Annotated in this window: 19 protein-coding genes; 13 read left to right on the plus strand and 6 right to left on the minus strand. The window is 64.9% G+C overall.

Annotated features, from left to right (window positions below; all coding sequences use genetic code 11):
* The first annotated feature begins 326 nt into the window (after positions 1-326).
* Both C7G42_RS10500 and C7G42_RS10505 read left to right on the plus strand, forming a co-directional pair.
* Positions 327-1,592 carry a cytochrome P450 gene (locus C7G42_RS10500; protein WP_106948948.1) on the plus strand — a complete coding sequence of 422 codons (1,266 nt, stop codon included), beginning with the start codon at positions 327-329 and terminating at the stop codon, positions 1,590-1,592.
* Between the two features lie 183 nt (positions 1,593-1,775).
* The gene (locus tag C7G42_RS10505; RefSeq protein WP_106948949.1) at positions 1,776-3,050 is read left to right on the plus strand and encodes a cytochrome P450; all 1,275 of its coding nucleotides are present in this window, start codon (positions 1,776-1,778) and stop codon (positions 3,048-3,050) included.
* Between the two features lie 218 nt (positions 3,051-3,268).
* Here the strand turns inward: C7G42_RS10505 and C7G42_RS10510 are convergent, their stop codons facing one another.
* A complete protein-coding gene (locus C7G42_RS10510) occupies positions 3,269-4,189 on the minus strand; it encodes a LysR substrate-binding domain-containing protein (protein WP_094972852.1) in 921 nt (306 codons plus the stop codon).
* Between the two features lie 126 nt (positions 4,190-4,315).
* Between C7G42_RS10510 and C7G42_RS10515 the strand changes: the two genes are divergently transcribed.
* The 4 genes from C7G42_RS10515 (at position 4,316) to mdlC (ending at position 9,261) form a co-directional block, all read left to right on the plus strand.
* Entirely contained in the window at positions 4,316-5,485 is a 1,170-nt protein-coding gene (locus C7G42_RS10515; protein ID WP_106948950.1) for an acyl-CoA dehydrogenase family protein, read from the plus strand.
* Between the two features lie 10 nt (positions 5,486-5,495).
* Entirely contained in the window at positions 5,496-6,596 is a 1,101-nt protein-coding gene (locus tag C7G42_RS10520; protein ID WP_106948951.1) for a CaiB/BaiF CoA transferase family protein, read from the plus strand.
* 14 nt (positions 6,597-6,610) lie between these two features.
* Positions 6,611-7,462: an HTD2 family dehydratase gene (locus C7G42_RS10525; protein WP_106948952.1), complete on the plus strand. Its 852-nt coding sequence runs from the start codon at positions 6,611-6,613 to the stop codon at positions 7,460-7,462.
* A 176-nt stretch (positions 7,463-7,638) separates the two neighbouring features.
* Positions 7,639-9,261, plus strand: a complete 1,623-nt coding sequence (mdlC, locus tag C7G42_RS10530; protein WP_106948953.1) for a benzoylformate decarboxylase — start codon at positions 7,639-7,641, stop codon at positions 9,259-9,261.
* A gap of 84 nt (positions 9,262-9,345) precedes the next feature.
* Here the strand turns inward: mdlC and C7G42_RS10535 are convergent, their stop codons facing one another.
* Positions 9,346-10,122 carry an SDR family NAD(P)-dependent oxidoreductase gene (locus C7G42_RS10535; protein WP_106948954.1) on the minus strand — a complete coding sequence of 259 codons (777 nt, stop codon included), beginning with the start codon at positions 10,120-10,122 and terminating at the stop codon, positions 9,346-9,348.
* Positions 10,123-10,196: 74 nt separating this feature from the next.
* On the opposite strand from C7G42_RS10535, the gene C7G42_RS10540 reads away from it, so the two are divergent.
* A complete protein-coding gene (locus C7G42_RS10540) occupies positions 10,197-10,658 on the plus strand; it encodes a MarR family winged helix-turn-helix transcriptional regulator (protein WP_199580823.1) in 462 nt (153 codons plus the stop codon).
* A 124-nt stretch (positions 10,659-10,782) separates the two neighbouring features.
* On the opposite strand, the gene C7G42_RS10545 is transcribed toward C7G42_RS10540, so the two are convergent.
* Both C7G42_RS10545 and trhA read right to left on the minus strand, forming a co-directional pair.
* Positions 10,783-11,577 carry an SDR family oxidoreductase gene (locus tag C7G42_RS10545; protein WP_106948956.1) on the minus strand — a complete coding sequence of 265 codons (795 nt, stop codon included), beginning with the start codon at positions 11,575-11,577 and terminating at the stop codon, positions 10,783-10,785.
* Between the two features lie 60 nt (positions 11,578-11,637).
* Positions 11,638-12,333 (minus strand): PAQR family membrane homeostasis protein TrhA, encoded by a 696-nt coding sequence (gene trhA / locus C7G42_RS10550; protein ID WP_106948957.1) that lies wholly within the window; start codon positions 12,331-12,333, stop codon positions 11,638-11,640.
* A 178-nt stretch (positions 12,334-12,511) separates the two neighbouring features.
* On the opposite strand from trhA, the gene C7G42_RS10555 reads away from it, so the two are divergent.
* Both C7G42_RS10555 and C7G42_RS10560 read left to right on the plus strand, forming a co-directional pair.
* A complete protein-coding gene (locus C7G42_RS10555; protein WP_106948958.1) occupies positions 12,512-13,981 on the plus strand; it encodes a YcjX family GTP-binding protein in 1,470 nt (489 codons plus the stop codon).
* On the plus strand, positions 13,978-15,006 hold the full coding sequence (locus tag C7G42_RS10560; protein WP_106948959.1) for a YcjF family protein: 1,029 nt from the start codon (positions 13,978-13,980) through the stop codon (positions 15,004-15,006). The genes C7G42_RS10555 and C7G42_RS10560 overlap by 4 nt, the downstream gene beginning before the upstream one ends.
* Before the next feature lie 201 nt (positions 15,007-15,207).
* On the opposite strand, the gene C7G42_RS10565 is transcribed toward C7G42_RS10560, so the two are convergent.
* A complete protein-coding gene (locus C7G42_RS10565; RefSeq protein ID WP_106949671.1) occupies positions 15,208-16,713 on the minus strand; it encodes a glycosyltransferase family 39 protein in 1,506 nt (501 codons plus the stop codon).
* Positions 16,714-17,080: 367 nt separating this feature from the next.
* Here C7G42_RS10565 and C7G42_RS10570 point away from each other — a divergent pair, with 367 nt between their 5' ends.
* The 4 genes from C7G42_RS10570 (at position 17,081) to C7G42_RS10590 (ending at position 21,075) form a co-directional block, all read left to right on the plus strand.
* Complete coding sequence (locus tag C7G42_RS10570; RefSeq protein ID WP_106948960.1) at positions 17,081-18,814, plus strand: adenylate/guanylate cyclase domain-containing protein; 1,734 nt, start codon at positions 17,081-17,083, stop codon at positions 18,812-18,814.
* Between the two features lie 332 nt (positions 18,815-19,146).
* The gene (gene sorA, locus C7G42_RS10580) at positions 19,147-20,346 is read left to right on the plus strand and encodes a SorA family sulfite dehydrogenase catalytic subunit (protein WP_106948961.1); all 1,200 of its coding nucleotides are present in this window, start codon (positions 19,147-19,149) and stop codon (positions 20,344-20,346) included.
* A gap of 11 nt (positions 20,347-20,357) precedes the next feature.
* Complete coding sequence (sorB, locus tag C7G42_RS10585) at positions 20,358-20,666, plus strand: SorB family sulfite dehydrogenase c-type cytochrome subunit (RefSeq protein ID WP_199580825.1); 309 nt, start codon at positions 20,358-20,360, stop codon at positions 20,664-20,666.
* Positions 20,667-20,874: 208 nt separating this feature from the next.
* Positions 20,875-21,075, plus strand: a complete 201-nt coding sequence (locus C7G42_RS10590) for a cold-shock protein (protein ID WP_008134691.1) — start codon at positions 20,875-20,877, stop codon at positions 21,073-21,075.
* Positions 21,076-21,244: 169 nt separating this feature from the next.
* Here the strand turns inward: C7G42_RS10590 and C7G42_RS10595 are convergent, their stop codons facing one another.
* Positions 21,245-21,706, minus strand: a complete 462-nt coding sequence (locus C7G42_RS10595) for an Lrp/AsnC ligand binding domain-containing protein (protein ID WP_106948963.1) — start codon at positions 21,704-21,706, stop codon at positions 21,245-21,247.
* Between the last annotated feature and the right edge of the window lie 80 nt (positions 21,707-21,786).

The raw sequence follows: 21,786 nt of genomic DNA on the forward strand, positions 1-21,786 counted from the left end.
TCAGAGGTTAGTCGCCCCTGAGATGGCGGGGTTCGATTTGCCTCGATTCCAGTCGGTTTCTGGCACGAATTCACGACAAACGGTGTGCGGAGGGTCACGCTGGCCAGGTCCTGTAGCCCGGGTGAGGGGAGCGATACCCTGGACCGCGCGAGCAAAGTCCCGGATGTCGCTTCGCTCATCCAGACTACGCATCCAACCCTCTCGCAAAGGTCGGTTGTGACAAAACTCGCCCTTGCTCCGGCGGGGACAACCGGCTGTAATTGCAAATCAAATACCGCAGCGCAGAATTCAACGAGAACGCGCGGTACGTGCCAGGGAGAACGGTCATGCATGGGACCATTGAGAGCGCGGCCAAGCTCGACGCATTGCGCGAGCGTGCGTCGACACTGCCGCTGGAGCAATTCGATCCGGGCGATCCGGAATTGTTCAGGACCGATACGTTCTGGCCGTATTTCGATCGGCTGCGCCGGGAAGATCCCGTGCACTATTGCAAGGACTCGATGTTCGGACCCTATTGGTCGGTGACGCGCTACAACGACATCATGGAGATCGAGACCAACCACGCCGTGTTCTCCTCGGCCTCCTCGCTCGGCGGCATTACCATCCGCGATATCGACCCCGACCTGCGCCGCGAGAGCTTCATCTCGATGGACCCGCCGCGCCATGCCGCGCAGCGCAAGACCGTGGCACCGATGTTCACGCCGACGCATCTGGACAATCTCGCGCTCAACATCCGCAAGCGCTCGGCGGAGTGCCTCGACAATCTGCCGCGCGGTGAAGTGTTCGACTGGGTCGATCGCGTCTCGATCGAACTCACCACGCAGATGCTGGCCGTGCTGTTCGATTTCCCCTGGGAGGACCGTCGCAAGCTGACGCGCTGGTCCGATATCGCCACCACGATTCCCGGCCCTGACGGGCTCGTCGCAACCGAAGACGAGCGGCAGGCCGAGCTGGCCGAATGCGCCGGCTATTTCGCGAGGCTGTGGAAGGAGCGCATCGCGCAGCCGCCGAAGAGCGATCTGCTCTCGATGATGGCGCATGGCGCCGCGACACGCGACATGGACGCCAAGAACTTCCTCGGCAATCTCGTGCTGTTGATCGTCGGCGGCAACGACACCACGCGCAACACGATGTCGGGCTCTCTGCTCGCGCTGAGCCAGCATCCGGAGCAATATCGCAAGCTGCGCGAAAACCCCGCATTGCTCGACAGTTTCGTTCCTGAGGTAATCCGCTGGCAGACGCCGCTGGCGCATATGCGGCGCACCGCACTCGCCGACTTCGAGTTCCGCGGCAAGCAGATCAAGAAAGGTGACAAGGTCGTGATGTGGTACGTCTCGGGCAACCGGGACGAGGAGGCGATCGAGAAGCCCTACGACTTCATCATCGACCGCGCCCGCCCGCGCACGCATCTGTCCTTCGGCTTCGGCATCCACCGCTGCGTGGGTCTCAGGCTTGCTGAACTCCAGCTCAAGATAATTTGGGAAGAAATCCTTAGACGTTTCGACCATATTGATGTGGTCGGCGAGCCGAAGCGGGTCTATTCCAGCTTCGTGAAGGGTCTGGAAGAGCTGCCGGTGAAGATTGCGGCGTGAATGGAAGACCCCCTCGCCGCGCTTTCGGGGAGAGCGTTGGGGTGAGTGGGAGTCTCCACGAGGAAGGTAACAGCCGAATCGCGGAGAGTCCCCCTCACCCGGAATCCGCGCTTTCAGCGCGAATTCCGGCCTCTCCCCGCAAGCGGGGAGAGGCGAAGGAAGAGAAACACTGGAGCCACGACGATGAACATTCAAGCGCCGGTTAAACTGGACAAGGCCGAACGCATGCGCAGGGCTCGCGAGGAGGCCTATGCGACGCCGCTGGCGCAATTCCATCCCGGCGCGCCCCGGCTGTTCCAGGACGACACGCTGTGGCCGTGGTTCGAGCGGCTGCGCAAGGAAGAGCCGGTGCACTACTGCACCAACGCGCCGATCGAGCCCTATTGGTCGGTGGTGAAATATGACGACATCATGCATGTCGACACCAATCACGGCCTCTTCTCCTCAGACTCCAAGCTCGGCGGCATCTCGATCCGCGACGTGCCGGAAGGCTATGACTGGCCGAGCTTCATCGCGATGGACCAGCCGAAACACTCGTCGCAGCGCAAGACTGTGTCGCCGATGTTCACCCCGACACATCTCGACGAGCTCGCCAAACTGATCCGACAGCGCTCGCAGGCCGTGCTCGACAATCTGCCGCGCAACGAGACCTTCAACTTCGTCGAGCGCGTCTCGATCGAGCTGACGACGCAGATGCTGGCGACTCTGTTCGACTTCCCCTGGGAGGAGCGGCGCAAGCTGACGCGCTGGTCGGACGTTTCGACCGCGCTGCCCAAGAGCGGCATCGTCGCCTCCGCCGAAGAGCGGCGCCGCGAGATGGACGAGTGCTACGCCTACATGTCGAAACTGTGGAACGAGCGCGTCAACTCGGCGCCGCGCAACGATTTGCTGTCGCTGATGGCGCACAACGACGCCACCCGCCACATGGACCCCGACAACCTCATGGGCAACATCATCCTGCTCATCGTCGGCGGCAACGACACCACGCGCAACACCATGACCGGCTCGGTGCTGGCGCTGAACGAGAACCCCGAGCAATACGACAGACTGCGCGCCAATCCGGAGCTGATCGATTCCATGGTGCCCGAGGTGATCCGCTGGCAGACGCCGCTGGCGCATATGCGCCGCACGGCGTTGCAGGACACCGAGATCGGCGGCAAGCAGATCAAGAAGGGCGACCGCGTCGTGATGTGGTACGTCTCCGGCAACCGCGATGAGGAGATGTTCGACAAGCCGAACGAGTTCATCATCGACCGCCCGCGCCCGCGCACCCACCTCTCCTTCGGCTTCGGCATCCACCGCTGCGTCGGCATGCGCCTCGCCGAGCTGCAGCTCAAGATCGTCTGGGAAGAGATGCTGAAGCGGTTCGACCGCATCGAGGTGGTCGGCGAGCCCAAGCGGATCTATTCGAGCTTCATCAAGGGCTACGAGACGCTGCCGGTTCGGATTCCGGGGTAGGCTCTATCCTCCGTCATTGCGAGGAGCTCTTGCGACGAAGCAATCCAGACTGTCACCGCGGAAGGATTCTGGATTGCTTCGCTGCGCTCGCAATGACCAAGTCTGGGATGCACTTGCCCCACACGCGAAAGTGAGCGCCGCCCCAGCTATAAAATTCCGGCATGACAGCTCGCGCCAGATGCGAAGGCATGATGACGCGCAGCTGTTCTACGACACGGCTAACTCAGCTTGATGTCCCACACGCCGTCCTTGCGGCAGGCGGCGACCTCGTCGCGCAGAAGCGCCGTGACGGCGAGCGAAGCGATCGAGACCGGGCGGTCGATCGGAGAAGCGAAAATGAGCTCGCGTGTCATCGGCTTCGAGACCACGGCGGTTTCCAGCCGCCCGTCCGCGACCTCGCCGTGGACCGACGATGGCGGCAGCAGCGCGAAGCCGAGCCCCTCCTCGACCAGGCTCGTCAGCACGCGAAATGAATCCGCTTCGAGCTGGACGTCGAGCTTGATCTTGCGCTGGGCGGCGGCGTGCTCGATCAGGGCGCGGAGGCCGTGCGAATGAGAGGGCAACACCAGCCGTTGCCGCAGCAGCCAGCCGATGTCGACGCTTTTCTTGCGCGCGAGGCCGCAGCCGCGCGGGCCGACTGCGACGATATTGTCGCGGCCGAGGCTCTCCACGTTGAGATGCAGATCGGCCGAGCGGCCGTAAAGGATGCCGAGATCCATCTCGCCGCGATGCAGCCATTCGACCAGATGACCGCTATAGCTCTCGACGATGCGCAGCGAGATGCCGGGAAACTTCTCGACGCAGCGCCGCGCAAAGCGCGCCGACAGCACGCAGCTCACGGTTGGAACGAGGCCGAGGACGACCTGGCCGGACGGCGGCCCCTTGGACGACTGGATGTCGTCGCGGATCTGGTCGATCTGCCGCACGATGCCGGAGGTTCGCGCCAGCAGCAGCCGACCGGCTTCGGTCAGCACCATGCCGCGGCCGTTGCGGGTGAACAGCTCGGTGCGCAGCTCGTGTTCCAGGAGCTTGATCTGCCTGGAGAGCGCCGGCTGCGCCACGCGCAGCGTGTCGGAGGCCTTGGACAGGCTGCCGAGCTCGGCTACGCAACTGAAGGTCCTGAGCTGACGAAAATCCATGCTTGCCAATCCTGGAAGGCTATTCCATACGCTATAACAAATAAGCATAGGGGGCTGGCGTTGTTTCCACAACGCCTCGGGATCGGCCGGCGTTATCTTGACTGCCGCTAGAGAATTGGAAACGCCATGAGTGAAGAACACCACACCGAAGATTACGCCGACATCCGCGACGCCGTGGCGAAACTCTGCGCGCAGTTTCCCGGCGAATATTGGCGCAAGCTCGATCGCGAGATGGCCTACCCGAAGGCGTTCGTCGATGCGCTGACTGAGGCCGGTTACCTTTCGGTGCTGATCCCCGAGGAATATGGCGGCGCGGGCCTGAAGCTGTCGGCAGCAGCCGCGATCCTGGAAGAGATCCAGCGCGCGGGCTGCAACGGCGGCGGCTGCCATGCCCAGATGTACACGATGGGCACGGTGCTGCGGCACGGCAACGACGAGCAGAAGGCGAAGTATCTGCCGAAGATCGCGAGCGGCGAATTGCGCCTGCAGGCCTTCGGCGTCACCGAGCCGACCAGCGGCACCGACACCTCCTCGCTGAAGACCTTCGCGCGCAAGGACGGCAACGACAGCTACATCGTCAACGGCCAGAAGATCTGGACCAGCCGCGCCGAGCATTCCGACCTGATGGTGCTGCTGGCGCGCACCACGCCGAAGGAACAAGCGAAGAAGCGCACCGACGGCCTCTCCGTGTTTATCGTCGACATGCGCGAGGCCAAGAACAACGGCCTCGAGATCCGCCCGATCCGCACCATGATGAACCATGCCACCACCGAAGTGTTCTTTACCGACATGAAGGTGCCGGCGGAGAACCTGATCGGCGAGGAGGGCAAGGGCTTTCGCTACATCCTCTCCGGCATGAATGCCGAGCGCATTTTGATCGCCGCCGAATGCGTCGGCGACGCCAAATGGTTCATCGCCAAGGCGACCAACTATGCCAAGGAGCGCAGCGTGTTCGGCCGCCCGATCGGCCAGAACCAGGGCATCCAGTTCCCGATCGCCAAGGCCTATGCCGCGATGCGCGCGGCCGAGCTGATGGTGAAGGAAGCCACGCGCAAATACGAGGCTGGGCTCGACTGCGGCGCCGAGGCCAACATGGCCAAGATGCTGGCGGCGGACGCGTCCTGGGAAGCGGCGAACGCCTGCATCCAGACCCATGGCGGTTTTGGCTTTGCCGAGGAATACGACGTCGAGCGCAAGTTCCGGGAGACGCGGCTGTATCAGGTCGCGCCGATCTCGACCAACCTCGTGCTGTCCTTCGTCGCCGAGCACGTGCTCGGCATGCCGCGCTCGTATTGAGGCCGCCATCATGGGAGCACTGGACGGGATCCGGGTGATTGCGGTCGAGCAGGCGGTGGCGGCGCCGTTCTGCTCCTCGCGGCTGGCGGATGCCGGCGCGGAGGTGATCAAGATCGAGCGGCCGGAGGGCGATTTCGCCCGCGGCTATGATGCGGCGGCCAAGGGGCAGAGCAGCTATTTCGTCTGGCTCAACCGTGGCAAGCAATCGGCCGTGGTCGATCTCGCGACCAAGGAAGGCTGCGCCGAGCTGGAGAGGTTGATCGCGAGCGCGGACGTGCTGATCCAGAACCTCAAGCCCGGCTCGATGGACAAGCTCGGCTTCTCGCGCGAGCGGCTGCTGAAGGACTATCCGAAGCTGATCTCGTGCACGATCACCGGCTATGGCGACGAGGGCCCCTACGCGCATCGCAAGGCCTATGATCTGCTGATCCAGGCCGAGAGCGGCCTTGCCTCGATCACAGGCAACCCCGACGGCGCCTCGCGCGTCGGCATGTCGATCGTGGATGTCGCCACCGGCGCCACCGCGCATGCGGCGATCCTGGAAGCACTGATCGGACGTGGGCGCACCGGCAAGGGCTGTGACATCCGCATCTCCATGTTCGACGTGATGGCGGACTGGTGCACCGTACCGCTGCTCAATTCCGAGGCCGGCAATCCGCCCAAGCGCATGGGCCTGCGCCACCCCTCGATCGCGCCCTATGGCGTGTTCACCTCGAAGGACGGCAAGGACATCCTGATCTCGATCCAGAGCGAGCGCGAATGGAAGACGCTGTGCGCCAGGGTGCTGGACCAGCCCGACCTTCCCACCGATCCCCGTGTCGCCAACATGGTCGAGCGCGTGCGCAACCGCGACTTCACCGACACGACGGTTGCGGAGGCCTTCGGCAAGATGACGCGCGACGAGCTGCTCAAGCGGCTGTCGGACGCCGACATCGCCTTCGCCGAGGTCAACACCATGGCCGATCTCACCAAGCATCCGCATTTGCGCCGCATCGAGGTCGATACGCCGAACGGACGCGTCAGCTATCCCGCGCCGGCGCCGATCATCGTCGGCGAGAGCCGCAGCTACGGCGCTGTGCCCGCCATCGGCGAAAAGCCCCAGAAGAAGTAACAGAGCGAGGCGTCATGACCGAGAGGCTCGACATCGATCACTTGCGGCAATGGATCGGCCGCAGCACGGAAGCCACCGACATCGTCACCGCGCAGCTCGTCATGGGCCTGCGTGCGACGCTGTTTCAGGAGGTCGGCGAGCCCAAAAAGGGTGACGCCGCACCGTTCACGGTGCATTGGTGCCTGGCGCAGCCGGTGTTTCCGATGTCGATGCTCGGTCCCGACGGTCATCCGACCCGCGGCGGCTTCCTGCCGCCGGTGCCTCTGCCGCGCCGGATGTGGGCCGGCGGCGAGATCGAGTTCCTGCAGCCGCTGCAGGTCGGCGATGAATCGACGCGGACTTCGCGCATTGCCGACGTGCAGGTGAAGACGGGCTCGACCGGGACGCTGTGCTTCGTTTCGGTCGAGCACAGCATCTCCTCGCCGCGCGGCACCGCGATCCGCGAGCGCCAAGACATCGTCTATCGCGAGATGACGAGCAATGCGCCGGCGAGCGCGAAGGCCCCGCCTGCGCCGCCCAAGGCGCAGCACCGCGAGACCCATGTCTCGGATCCCGTGCTGCTGTTTCGTTATTCCGCGCTGACCTTCAATGGCCATCGCATCCATTACGATCGCGACTACGTCACCAAGGTCGAGGGCTATCCGGGGCTGATCTTCCACGGGCCGTTGCAGGCCGCGCTGATCATCGAGATGGCGGCGAAGCTGCATGGCGGCAAGGCGCCGAAGAAGTTCACCTATCGCGGGCTGCAGCCGCTGTTCGAGGGCAGCGAGTTCTCGGTCAACGCCAACGAGACCGCTGATGGCATGGAGCTGTGGACCGCGAATGCGGAGGGGCAGCCGACGATGAAGGGCACGGCGGTGTGGTGAGCCACCGCTCTCGCCTCGTCGTTGCGAGCGCAGCGACTTGTCCTCAGAAGCTTTAGCGACGGCGGAAGCAATCCAGAAACCCTCCGCGGAGATGGTCTGGATTGCTTCGTCGCTTCGCTCCTCGCAGTGACGGCCGGGGCTGGTAGCGCGGCAATCAAAAACAGGGAACGGAAACCATGGCCAAGAACGGCAAGAGCGGCAGCAAGTCCGTCACCGTCAAGCAGGCGACGCTCGACCTGCTCCGCTCGTTCGGCATCAAAAAGGTATTCGGCAATCCCGGCTCGACCGAGCTGCCATTCCTGAGCGACTGGCCCGATGACATCGACTACGTGCTGGCGCTGCAGGAAGCGAGCGCGGTCGGCATGGCCGATGGCTACGCACAGGCGACGCGCAATGCGGGCTTCGTCAATCTGCATTCGGCCGCCGGCGTCGGCAATGCGCTTGGCAACATCTACACCGCGCATCGCAACCAGACGCCGCTGGTGATCACCGCCGGCCAGCAGGCGCGCTCGATCCTGCCGCTGCAGGCGTTCCTCTATGCCGAGCGTGCCTCGGAGTTCCCGCGGCCTTACGTGAAATACAGCGTCGAGCCGGCGCGGCCCGAGGACGTGCCGGCCGCGATCGCACGCGCCTATTACACCGCGATGCAGCCGCCCTGCGGGCCGACCTTCGTGTCGATCCCGGTCGACGACTGGACGCACGCCTGCGCGCCGGTCGAGGCGCGCACGGTCAGCCGCGAGATCGGGCCCGAGCTCGATGCGATGAAGGCGCTGGTCGCAGCGCTCGGTTCGGCAAAGCGCCCTGCCCTCGTGGTCGGGCCCGGAATCGATCGCGCCGGCGCGGTCGATCTGATGGTGCGCGTCGCCGAGAAGGCCAAGGCGAGCGTCTGGGTCAGTCCGTTCTCGGCGCGCTGCTCGTTTCCCGAGCGGCACCCGCAATTCGCCGGCTTCCTGCACGCTTCGCCCGCACAACTCTCCGACGCGCTGCGCGAGCACGACCTCGTCGTCGTCATCGGCGCGCCGGTGTTCACCTTCCACGTCGAGGGCCATGCCGCGATCTTCGATGGCGGCGCGACGATCTTCCAGATCACGGACGATCCGGATGCGGCAGCGGTGACACCCATCGGCACCAGCATCATCGCCACCATGAAGCCGGCGCTGAACCTGCTGCTCGACCTGCTGCCGGAGAGCAAGCGCGCCGCGCCAAACGGCCGCATGCTGCCACAGGCGCCGCAAGCCTCCGATCCGCTGCCGGTCGAATTCCTGCTGCATGCGCTGTCGCAGACGATGCCGGACGGCGCATTGCTGGTCGAAGAAGTGCCCTCGCACCGGCCGGCGATGCAGAGGTTCATGCCGATGCGCGGCCAGGACAGCTTTTACACCATGGCGAGCGGCGGCCTCGGCTACTCCCTGCCCGCCGCCGTCGGCATGGCGCTCGGCAAGCCGAACAGCCGGACCGTGTGCCTGATCGGCGACGGCTCGGCGATGTATTCGATCCAGGCACTGTGGACTGCCGCCCAACGCAAGCTGCCACTTACCATCGTCGTCATCAATAATTCCGGCTACGGCGCGATGCGCTCGTTCAGCCAGGTGATGCAGGTGAGGAACGTGCCTGGGCTGGAACTGCCGGGTATCGATTTCGTCCGGCTGGCCGAAGGCATGGGGTGTCATGCGGTGCGGGTAAGCAAGGCGGCGGAGCTGGGCGAAGCGCTCAAGCGCGGGATGACGTTCGAGGGGACGAGCCTGGTGGAAGTCGTCGTGGATTCGGCAGTGCCGGTGCTGTACGGGCAGAAGCATTGATGGTGCAGTAGCCCGGATGAGCGCAGCGATAGCCGGGATTCGCCACAAGCGAGTCGGCCCCGGATATCGCTCCGCTCATCCGGGCTACGACGCCAGAAATCCTCCATCCGCCGCCAGCACATGGCCGACGACATACGACGACGCATCCGACGACAGCCACACCACGGCTTCCGCCACCTCTTCCGGGCTCCCCATCCGCCGCAGCGGCAGGCCAGCGCTCACCGTCGCGATATCACCGACGCCGGCACGGAGCATCATGTCGGTGACGACACGGCCCGGCGCGATCGCGTTGATGCGGATGCCGCGCGGAGCGTTCTCCAGCGCCGCCGAGCGCGTCAGCGAGATCGCGGCGGCCTTCGAGGCCGAGTAGAGCGAGAAGCCGGGATTGGGATTGCGCACGCCGCTGACGGAGGCGTTGACGACGATGCTGCCGCGGCCCTGCGCCAGCATCGCCGGCAATTGATGGCGCAGGCACAGGAACAGCGCGCGGACATTGGTGTCGAACACGCTGTCGTAAGTTTCGGTGCCCTGCTCCTCCAGCGGCGCGCGGCTCTCCTGGAAGCCGGCATTGTTGAAGGCGACGTCGAGCCGGCCGCAGCGCTCGATCGCCGTGCCGACCATGCGCGCGACCTCGTCCTCGCGCGTGATGTCGGTCTTGAGCGCGATCGCCTCGGCACCGAGCTCGCGACATGAAGCGGCGGTCGCCTCGATCTCGGTTTGACGCCGTCCAGCTACGATGACCGCCGCCGCGCCTTCGGTCGCCATCCGCAACGCGGTGGCGCGGCCGATGCCGCTGCCGCCGCCGGTCACCAGGCAGACCTTGCCCGTCATCCGCGTTCCCGCCGGCAATGCTCCGCTCATGGCTACTCCAAAACGCTTGCGCACGCCGCTGCGCGCATATAGTTGTATGATACAACTATATGCAGAGAGTCAAGATGGCCGAGCTTGCCTTGATCGACGACATTCGCGCCGCCTCGCGGCTGATGGTGCGCGAACTCGGCTTCATGGAGGCGACGGTGGCAGCCTCGGACTATCCGCCGTCGGCCGTGCACACGATCCTGGAGATCGGCATCCGCGGGCCCATGAATTCGGGCGAGCTCGGCGATTTCCTGCGGCTGGAGAAGTCCAGCGTCAGCCGCCTGGTGCGCAAGCTGATCGATTGCGGCGAACTCAGGGAGGCGCCGGATGAGAGCGATGCACGCAGCAAGCTGCTGTCGCTGACCGCGAAGGGCCGGCGCACGCTGGACGCGCTGCACGCGTTCGGCCGGCAGCAGGTGCGCGGCGCGCTGGCGGCGTTGACGCCGGCCGAACAGCGGACCGTGCGCGAGGGAATGACGCTCTATGCACGGGCGCTGCGGGCGAGCCGGGTGGGGGACGAGGTGGAATCGGCGGCGTAGCTGGGTGTCATCGCCCGGCTTGACCGGGCGATCCAGTACGCCGAGAGGGCTGTGGTTCAATCGAGAAGCCGCGGCGTACTGGATTCCCCGCTTTCGCGGGGAATGACGGCGGTGGGTGTGGCGACTACTTCCCGAACTCCTCCCGCATCCTGGCCTGGATCTTGGCCATGCCGCCAAGCCAGCGGTCGTAATTCTCGGTCTTCTTGCGCATGTAGCCGAGCACCTGGGGGTGCGGCAGGATCAGGAAGGTCTCCTGCTCGAGGCCGGCGAGCACGTCTTTCGCGACCTGCTCCGGCGTGAGGTCGCCGTCGCCGGATTGCGGGCCCTTGGGGATCGAGCGCAACATGTTGGTGTCGACGCCCTGCGGGCAGAGGATCGAGACCTTGATGTTGTCGGCCTTGTGCGAGATCGCGAGATTCTCGGCAAAGCCGACCGCCGCGTGTTTGGTCGTCGAATAGGCCGGGCTGCCGACCTGCGACAACAGGCCCGCGGCCGAGATTGTGTTGAGGAAATAGCCGCCGCCGCGCGCCTTCATGCGCGGGATCAGATGCCGCGCGGCATAGACATGGGCCATGACGTGGATCGCCCAGCTGCGCTGCCAGGGCTCGTCGGAGGCGCCGCCGGCATTGACCGACATCGGATCGAAGCCGCCGCCGATGCCCGCGTTGGAGCAGAACAGCCCGATCGGACCGAACTGCCGCTCGGTCTCCTCGATGACATGCGAGATGTCCTTTTCCTGCGCGACGTCGCATTTGAAGGCTGCGCCGTCCACCGTGGCCGCGACCGCCCTAGCATTGTCGGCATCCATGTCGGCAACGACGACCTTGGCCGCGCCCGCCTTGTGAAACGCCTCGCACAGCGCCTTGCCGATGCCGTTGGCGCCGCCCGTGACGACTACGACCTTGCCGGTCACCTGCATGCGACGTCTCCTCTTGTACCGCTTGAGATCGCGCCGCTTATTCCGCGCCGCGGATCCTGCTCAGCTCAACATGAGGTCGAGCACCGCCGTATAATGGCATGCCGCGCCGGCCAAGACAAAGCCGTGCCAGATCGCATTCTGGAAGCGCAGCCGCCGCCAGGCGTGGAAGATCACGCCGAAGCTGTAGAGCAGGCCACCCGCGAGGATGAAGCCCAGCACCACCGCGGGCAGCGCCCTGACCACGGCGTCGTAGAGCATCACGCCGCTCCAGCCCATCGCGAGATAGATGCCGACGGCGACGCGGTCGAAGCGGCCGGGATAGAACAGCTTGAGCAGGATCCCGAGGATCGCGACGCACCAGACGCCGGCGAGCAGCACCAGCGCGAACCCGCTGTCCTTCACCTCGAGGATGAACGGCGTATAGGTCGCCGCGATCAAGAGATAGATCGCGGAATGGTCGAACCGCCGCAACAGCCATTTCGCCGGCGACACCGGCCAGAGGTTATAGGTCGCCGACAGCAGCAGCATCGAGAGCAGGCCGGCGACGTAGATCGAGACGCCGACAATGTCGGTGGCGTCGGCATAGACGGCCGTTAGCACCACCAGCACGGTCGCGGCAACGAGGCCGGAGAGGACGCCGATCGCGTGGATGATTCCGTCGGCGATGAGCTCGGCGCGGTCGTAGTTCCAGCCCATCGCGTCGGCTGCGGCGTGAACGGAGGTGGATGCGAAGTGTTTCAGTTGGAAGACGGTCATGGCAATCCGCAAGGTGAGGTAAAGCCCTCTTCTATGGGTCTTTCGGGATCGGCGCGTCGTTCAAACGGCTGACTCGCCGACAAAGGCGGTGGAAGTATGGAGCTTGATTTTCCCAAGGCAATTGCCACTTTTGTGATCGGTCACACAGTCCCGCCGCCCCCGGTCCATTAACGTTCATATGGCATTCAGTTTCCAGGACATGGTCGAAGAAGCGCGCTTGTCCGCGCAGGCGCTGATCGACTATGGCGAGCACTTCTTCAACCCGACGGTGCGGCTAGGGGTTACCGGCCTGTCGCGGGCCGGTAAGACCGTGTTCATCACCGCGCTGATCCACGGCCTCACCCGCGGCGGCCGGTTTCCCGTGTTCGACGCCTATGCCTCGGGCCGGATCGCGCGGGCGCATCTGGCGCCGCAGCCCGACGATGCCGTGCCGCGGTTCGCCTATGAGAGCCATTTGCGCGCGTTGGTCGAGGAGCGGCATTGGCCGAGCTCGACCGTCGACATCAGCGAGCTCAGGCTCGTCATCGACTATCAGCGCTCGAATGGCGCCGACCGCACGCTGACGCTCGACATCGTCGACTATCCCGGCGAGTGGCTGCTCGACCTGCCGCTGCTGCAGAAGAGTTTCGAGCAATGGTCAGCGGAGAGCCTGGCCTTGTCGCGCGAGGCGCCGCGCGCGCATCTCGCGAGCGAATGGCACGCGCATCTCGCAACGCTCAGGCCCGAGGCGCGCGAGGACGAGCAGGCGACGCTGACGGCCGCAAAGCTCTTCACCGATTATTTGCGCGCCTGCCGCGACGAACGGTTCGCGATGAGCCTGCTGCCGCCCGGCCGTTTCCTGATGCCAGGTAATCTCGCGGGCTCGCCCGCGCTGACCTTCGCGCCGCTCGACGTACCCATTGGCGGACAGGCACCGGAGGGATCGCTGTGGGCGATGATGGTGCGCCGCTTCGAGGCCTACAAGGACGTCGTGGTGCGACCGTTCTTCAGGGATCATTTCGCCCGGCTCGATCGCCAGATCGTGCTGGCCGATGCGCTGTCGGCGTTCAACTCCGGCCCCGAGGCGCTGCACGATCTCGAAGCAGCCCTCGCCGGCATTCTCGATTGCTTCAACATCGGTCGCAGCACGATCCTCTCAAGCCTGTTCCGCCCGCGCATCGACCGCATCCTGTTCGCGGCGACCAAGGCGGACCATCTGCATCATTCCAGCCACGACCGGCTCGAGGCCGTGCTGCGCCGCGCCGTCTCCGGCGCCGTTGCACGCGCGGAAAACACGGGCGCGGCGATCGACGTGGTGGCGCTTGCCGCGGTGCGTGCGACAAGGGAAGCTCAGGTCGCGCACGGCCGCGACAAATTGCCGTCGATCCTGGGAACACCGGCGGCGGGCGAAAGCGCCGGCGGCGAGTTCTTTGATGGCAACACGGAAGTGGCGACCTTTCCGGGCGACTTGCCGCTGGATCCCGAGCCGCTGTTCAACGGCAATGATGCATTCCGCGGCCTCTCGACGCTGGCCGCGGAGAAGAGCGACTTCCGCTTCCTGCGCTTCCGTCCACCGAAGCTCGAACGTGAGGGAACGAACGAGCCGACGCTGCCTCACATCCGCCTCGACCGTGCCTTGCAGTTCCTGATCGGAGACAAGCTCGCATGAACGACCGATCGAAGCCACGGCGGCCGGCGACGTTCCGGCTCGACGATCCCGGCGTCGTCGTCACCGAAGCCGACGAGACGGCCCGGCTCAGCCGCGCCACCATCCAGATCACTCCGGAGCCGGATCCGGCGATGCTGCCGGTGCCGATCGCGGTCGCGCTGCCGGCGCGGCGCAGTTTTCCCTGGGGCACGCTATTCTGGTCCGGCCTCGGCGGATTGACCCTGCTCGGCGTCGGGCTCGGCGTTGTCCATCTGATCGAGGACCTGTTCGCGCGCAGCGAGACACTCGGCTACGTCGGCCTCGCTTTTGCTTTCGTCACCGCGCTCGCGCTGGCCGTCGTGATCGGACGCGAGGCGTTCGGCCTCGTGCGCCTTGCGACGATCGAGAAACTGCACGAGCGCGCGGCATCCGTGCTTGCCAGCGACGACCGCGGGGAAAGCCGCGTCATCGTGCAGGAACTACTCAAGATCGCGCACCAGAACCCGCAGCTCGCGCGCGCCCGCGCGGCATTGGAGAGCCACACCGGCGAGATCATCGACGGCGCCGACATGATCCGCCTCGCCGAGCGCGAGCTGATGTCGCCGCTGGATGCGGAAGCACGGCGGCTGGTGTCGTCGGCGGCGCAAAAGGTTTCGATCGTGACCGCGGTGAGCCCGCGTGCCGCGATCGACGTGCTGTTCGTGTTGGTCGCCGCGCTGCGCCTGATCCGCCAGCTCGCTTTTCTCTATGGCGGCCGGCCCGGCGCGCTCGGCATGTTCCGCCTGCTGCGTCACGTCATCGCCCATCTCGCCATCACCGGCGGCATGGCCGCGAGCGACAGCCTGGTGCAGCAGATGCTCGGCCACGGCATCGCAGCAAAGCTGTCGCAGCGGCTCGGCGAAGGCGTTCTGAACGGATTGCTGACGGCACGGCTGGGTCTCGCCGCGATCGACGTCACAAGGCCGCTGCCGTTCGCGGCGCTGCCGCCGCCGAAGCTGTCGGATCTCGCGACAGATCTGCTGAGGAAGAAGGACGGGGAAGACTAGCGGCGCGATTTGCGCCACGCGAACGGCGCACCCTCGCCCCTTGTGGGAGAGGGTGGCTCGCCGCGATAGTGGCGAGACGGGTGAGGGGTTTCTCTCCGCGAGTCCAACGCTCATTTGAATTTGCGGAGAGAAACCCCTCATCCGGCGCTTCGCGCCACCTTCTCCCACAAGGGAGAAGGGACAAGGTTGGAGCTTGCCGCGCTAGGCGCGCGCTCGCTGTTCTAATTCCCCCGCCAGCACCTTCCACCAGAACAGCGGCGAGTCCTTTGGCGGCGACAGCTCGGGGGTCCAGCCGGTGAGCTTCTCGATCACATAAGTATCCGAGCGAATGCCGCGCCAACGGCGTTCGACTTCGCCGAGTTGCTCGCGCTTCGCCGGGATGTTCTCCCACAGCGACGAACGATCGTCCGGCTCGCGCCCGACATAGATGCCGGCGTGGCCCATGATCCGGTCCATGCCGGGATCGCGGAAATCCTGAAAGCGGCCGCGCTCGTTGATCTCGATGACCGGCACGCGGCCCCTGAACAGCCAGCGCAGCATGGCGTAGGTGCGGTAGTCCGTGGTCGCGATCCAGGTCGCGCCTGTTTCGTCGAGCGCGGCCTGCGCGCGCGCGGCGACCTGCTCGTAGCCGGCCTCGGCGCCAATCGGATCGATCTTGCCGAGCAGATTCCAGGGCGCGGCGACGTAGTAGAGGAACACGATCACGACGAAGGCGATGCCGGAGCCGACCGCTGTCCTCGCCCAGAACAGCGACGAACTCAACATCCGTGCCGACCAATCCTCCTTCATCATCGTCGCGAGGTTCACGGCGGTGGCGGCAAAGCCGACGGGCCACATGAACATCGGCCAGGTGTCGCCAACCCGAAGCGTGGTCGACTTCGCGAGGAAATACAGAAACGGCACCAGCACCGCAGCCGACAGCAGGATCGCCACCGGCTCGCGGGTGCGAGCGCCGCGCCATGCCGTCAGCACCAGCCCGGTCAGAACCACCGGCAACATGACGAAGCCGACCAGGCCGAACTGCAGGCCGATGAAGTCGCCGAGGGTGCGGAACGAGATGCCGTAATTGGCGGTGGCGCGCACGCCCTGGAAACGGAACGAGGCCCAATCGTGCTGCGCGTTCCAGACCAGCACCGGCGAGAAGACTGCGATCGCGACCAGCACCGCGAGATAAGGATACGGGCTGCGCAGCCAGCGCCAGCGCCAATCCGGCACCAGCAGAAAGGCGGCAACCGCGGGGGCGAACATGATCGCGGTGAACTTCGACAGCATCGACAGACCGGCGAACAGACCGGCCGCAAGCCACCAGCGTCCGTCGCCGCTCTGCGCCAGCCGCACCAGCGACCACATCATCGCCATGGCGAACGGGATCATGGCGACATCCGGCGCGACCTTGGCCATCAGCAGGCCGTAATAGAGCGCAGCTTCCGGCATCAGCACGGCGAACACGACAGCGCGCGCATCATGGGTGAGGCGGCGGACGATGTCGGCCAGCAGGCACTGTGTCACCAGCATCGCGACGATGCCGCCGAAGCGGACCCCGAGCGTGGTGTCGGCGAAGATCGCGGTGCCGAAACGGATCAGCCAGGCGATAGCAGGGGGATGATCGAGGAAGCTGAGCGCGCCCTCCTTCGACCAGGTCCAGTAGTAGGCCTCGTCGGTGCGCAGCTCGATTGCGGACGCGTAGACGATGCGCAGCAGCGTCATCGCGGCGATGACGAGCAGGGCAACAAGGATGAGACGGCGTTCGGCGCCGTCCGGCTTCGCGGAAATGTCGGGATTGATCGTCACGGCCGCTTTTCCCCAACTTGGGAGGGGGAGTCAATGTGGGCGATGGTGCTCCAGGCTTCTCCCGTCGCCCTGGACGAGAGATCGTAGGGTGGGCAAGGCGAAAGCGTGCCCACCATCAAGGGCTGCGATGCGAAACGGTGGGCACGGCGCCAAGGCGCCTTTGCCCACCCTACGATAGCTACGATTTCGTAACCTTGCCGCGCATGTGATCCCGCCAGCTGTCCACGCCGGGAATTAAACGCTACGCTGGCTGTTCTCCTTGGTGAACTGATACAAGCGAATCATGGCCAGCGCTCCCGCACAGATGTCCGAACTCGTCCGCGCCACCAGCGTGCGGCAGGTGCGGCTCATCTGCGGCGTTATCCTGTTCTGTTATGTGATCAGCCATTTCCTCAACCACGCGCTCGGCAATATCTCGGTCGAGGCCATGGAGGCCGGGGTCTACTACCATACCCTGTTCTGGCAGTTCCTCCCCGTCGCGATCGTGTTCTACACCACCGCACTCACCCATATGGGGCTCGGCATCTACGCGTTGTATCAACGCCGGCAGTTCCGCTGGCGGACGATCGAGCCGCTGCAGCTCGTGCTGGGTCTGAGCATCCCCGCACTGATCATGGCGCACGTGGTCGGCGTGCGGCTCGGCTATACGCTGTACGATCACCAGAAGCTCTATCCGCAGGAGCTCTATCTATTCTTCGTCGCCGCGCCGGGCCGGCTCTGGCAGATGACGATCCTGCTTCTCATCGCCTGGGTGCATGGTTGCATCGGCATCTTCTTCTGGCTCCGCCTCAAACCGTTCTTCACGCGCGCCGCCCCCTATCTGCTCGCCGCCGCCGTGCTGGTCCCGACATTGTCGCTGCTCGGTATCTACCAGGGCGGCCGCAGCGTCGCGATCGAGGCCGATGACGGGGAATGGCGTACGCACAATCTCACGCGACGCCAGGTCGGCACGGTCGCGGAAGGCAACACGCTCGACCGCATCACCGGCATCCTCACCCTCGGTTATTTCGGTCTGCTGGGATTGGCACTGGCGGCACGCGGCGTGCGCGCCTGGCGCGAGCGGCGCGGCGGCATGATCGCGCTGTCCTACGGCAACGGCAAGACGGTGCGGGTCCCCAAGGGGCTCTCCGTGCTGGAAGCAAGCCTGCGCCACAATGTACCGCATGCCAGCGTCTGCGGCGGCCGCGCCCGCTGCTCGACCTGCCGCATCCGTGTCATCGGCGATCATGGCGTCCTGCCCGAGCCGTCGCAGCGCGAGGCCTTCGTCCTCACCCGTGTCGGCACCAACGACCCCTCGATCAGGCTGGCCTGCCAGCTGCGACCGATGTCCGATCTCTCCTTCTTCCAGCTCTTCACACCTCACACGCATTCGACGGACGGGCAGGCTTCGACACCGGCCAGAATCGGCCAGGAGCGCTATCTCGTCAGCCTGTTCGTGGACATGCGCGGCTCGACCCAGCTCGCCGAGAAGCGGCTGCCATTTGACACCGTCTTCATCGTCAACCGTTTCCTCGGCGCGGTCTCGCAGGCCGTGATCGAGAATGGCGGCCAGCCGAACCAGTTCGTCGGCGACGGCATGCTGGCGCTGTTCGGGCTCACGGCCGATCCGCAAACCGCCTGCCGGCAGGCGCTGAAGGCGGCCTCCGGCATCGCCACGCATATCGACGAACTGAACCAGCTCCTGAGCCACGATCTACGCCAGCCGATCCGCTTCGGCATCGGCATTCACGGCGGCGAGGTCATCATCGGCGACATCGGCTATCGCGATCACATCGTCTTCACGGCACTGGGCGATGCCGTCAACGTCGCCGCCCGCCTCCAGGACATGACCAAGACGCTGGCCTGCGAGGCGATCGTCTCGGACGAAATCCGCAACACGGCGGGCCTCGCTGACGATACGCTGCCGCAACAGGAGGTCGCGATCCGCGGTCGCGACGAGCCGATGGCCGTGCGCATCGTCGCGGATGCGCGGGAGCTGGCGGCGCTGGTCGATCAAGGCGAGCGGGTCGCGGCGTAAGGTAGGTGCGAGCCAAGCGAGAGGTGCACTCCCTCTCCCGCTTGCGGGAGAGGGCTGGGGAGAGGGTGTCTCCGCAACGGGACAATCCCCTAGAGGAGAAAGCCCTCACCCGCGCCTGCGGCGCGACCTCTCCCGCAAGCGGGAGAGGTGCGCCACCGCCGCGGCTACAATTCAGTTCAATTCACTCCAGGCGTAACACCGGCCTGCTGCAACGCAGCGGCATGGGCCTGCTGCGAAAGCACGAATTGACTTCGCCTCGCGGGTTGCGACAGATGAGCGCGGGCTCGCGGTGATGACCGTAGCCCGAAGAAAAGCTCCCGGGAGGGGACCAGATGTTCGATCGACGCGACCTGCTCAAAGGAGCGGGCTTCACCGCACTCGCGGCCACGCTGAATTCCAGCAAGGCGCTGGCACTCGACACCGTTACGCTGCCCTTCGCCAATGGCGAGCGGCCGCTGGTGAAATACCCGCAGAAGCGGCCGATGATCGGCCTCACCAGCCGGCCGCCGCAGCTCGAGACCCCGTTCGCGATCTTCAACGACGGCCCGATCACGCCGAACAATGCGTTCTTCGTGCGCTATCACCTCTCTGACCTCCCCTACAATCTCGACCCCGACAAGTTCACGCTCGAGGTCAAGGGCAAGGTCGACAAGCCGCTCAAGCTGTCGCTGAAGGACATCAGGAAGATGAAGGCGACCGAGATCGTCGCCGTCAACCAATGCTCCGGCAACAGCCGCGGCTTCTTCGAGCCGCGCGTGGCCGGCGGCCAGCTTGCCAACGGCGCGATGGGCTGCGCGCGCTGGCGCGGCGTGCCGCTGAAGGCCGTGCTTGACATGGCCGGCGTGCAGGCCGGCGCCAAGCAGGTCACGTTTGGCGGCATGGACGGGCCGGTCAGCGACAAGACGCCCGATTTCGTCAAGGCGCTCGATCTCGATCATGCCAGCGACGGCGAGGTGATGCTGGCCTATGGCATGAACGGCGAGGATTTGCCGTTCCTCAACGGCTTCCCGCTGCGCCTGATCGTGCCCGGCTATTACGGTACCTACTGGGTCAAGCACCTCAACGAGATCACCGTCGTCGACAACGTCTATGACGGCTTCTGGATGAAGTCGGCCTATCGCATTCCGGATACTCCGAACAATTCGGTCGAGCCCGGCACCGCACCGAAAGCGACAATCCCGATCAACCGCTTTACCATCCGCTCCTTCATCACCAGCGTGCCTGATGGTGCCAAGCTGAAAGCCGGACGCACCACTCTGCGCGGCATCGCCTTCGACGGCGGCAAGGGCATCAAGCAGGTCGAAATCTCCACCGACGGCGGCAAGACCTGGACCAGCGCCAAGCTCGGCAAGGAACTCGGCAAATATTCGTTCCGCGAATGGATGCTGCCGGTGAAGCTCGCTTCCGGCCAGGTCGAGCTGAAGGTCCGCGCCACCGGCAATGGCGGCGAGACGCAGCCGGACACGCCGCGCTGGAACCCGGCGGGTTATCTGCGCAACGTCGTCGAAACCGTCCGCGTCACCGTGGCCTGAGGAGAATGACCATGCAGCGCACTGTCTTCCTCGCCATCACGCTTGCCCTCGCCACCGGGCTGACGGCCGTGACCGCGGCGCCCGTCAACTACAAGCTTCCGGACGAGGTCGCGGCCTTCAAGGCCGGGCCCAATCTCGAAGTCGTCCAGGGCAATTGCAGCGCCTGCCACTCGGCGGACTACATCAAGACGCAGCCGCCGATGAAGGACAAGAAAGGCTTCTGGCAGGCCGAGGTGACCAAGATGATCAAGGTCTATGGTGCACCGATCGACGATGCCGATGTCGGCAAGATCGTCGATTACCTGGCCGCGACGTATTGACGGATCACGCACGGCGCTCAGGCCAAGTGACCGCGAAACGGGCAAAACCGGTAAAAGCGCCGCGAAGTTGAGCGGAATTCGGCGAAAGGCGGATGTGGTTTGAGCTACCAAGCCCGCCACATTCCGCGTATCCTGTTAGGACCGAACCGGCCGGTTGGCGGGGATTGGCGGTTCGAGATCTCGGAGGAAGACCCGCGGAGAAGTCGTGATGGCTAAAGGTACGGTCAAGTGGTTCAACCCGACGAAGGGTTATGGATTTATCCAGCCTGCGTCGGGCGGCAAGGATGTGTTCGTGCATATCTCGGCAGTGCAGAAAGCCGGTCTGTCGTCCCTGAACGAAGGACAGACGGTGGAATACGAAGAGATCGCAAACCGGGGCAAGACTTCCGCAGAGAACCTCAAAGTATAAGCCCGCCAGCTTTTGCTGCCTTCCGGAACGATCCGGGAGCCGGGCCAAGAAAATTTTTGAAGACGGCCAGTGCATTCGACGACAGGCGTTGCGACTGCACACGGAGAGCTATTTCCCGCGAGGACCGCTCGTTCGACGCCTCAGCAATGACAATCGCGACGGCACTTCGTCAGCCCACCGGTAACGGTGCGTCGCGCTTGATCTCCTCCATCACCGCATAGGTCCGCGTCTCGCGCACACCCGGCATCGACAGCAGGGTCTCGCCGAGAAAGCGTCGATACGCCGCCATGTCGGCAAGCCGCGCCTTCACAAGATAGTCGAAGCCGCCAGCAACCATGTGACACTCCAGAACCTCAGGTGCGAGTTTCACCGCACGGGCAAACCGCTCGAAATTGTCCGGCGTGGTCTTGTCGAGCAGCACTTCGACGAACACCAGAAGACCGAGACCGAGCCGGTGCGGGTTGAGCCGTGCGCCATAACCTTCGACGAAGCCCTCACGCTGCAAGCGCTTCAGCCGCTCGCCGATCGAGGTCGGCGACAAGCCGATGCGCTCGGCGAGCTCGACATTGGCGATGCGCCCATCCTCCTGCAAAATCGAGAGGATTTTCCGGTCGATTCGATCAAGGTCCATATCTTATAAGGCCAATTAGCCACTGATCTTCATTTTCTAAGGCAAAGTGGCTAGATTGTCTATCGAACTACGGTCACGCA

The sequence above is a fragment of the Bradyrhizobium sp. MOS003 genome, assembly GCF_003020125.1.
In the GTDB taxonomy this organism is placed as follows: domain Bacteria; phylum Pseudomonadota; class Alphaproteobacteria; order Rhizobiales; family Xanthobacteraceae; genus Bradyrhizobium.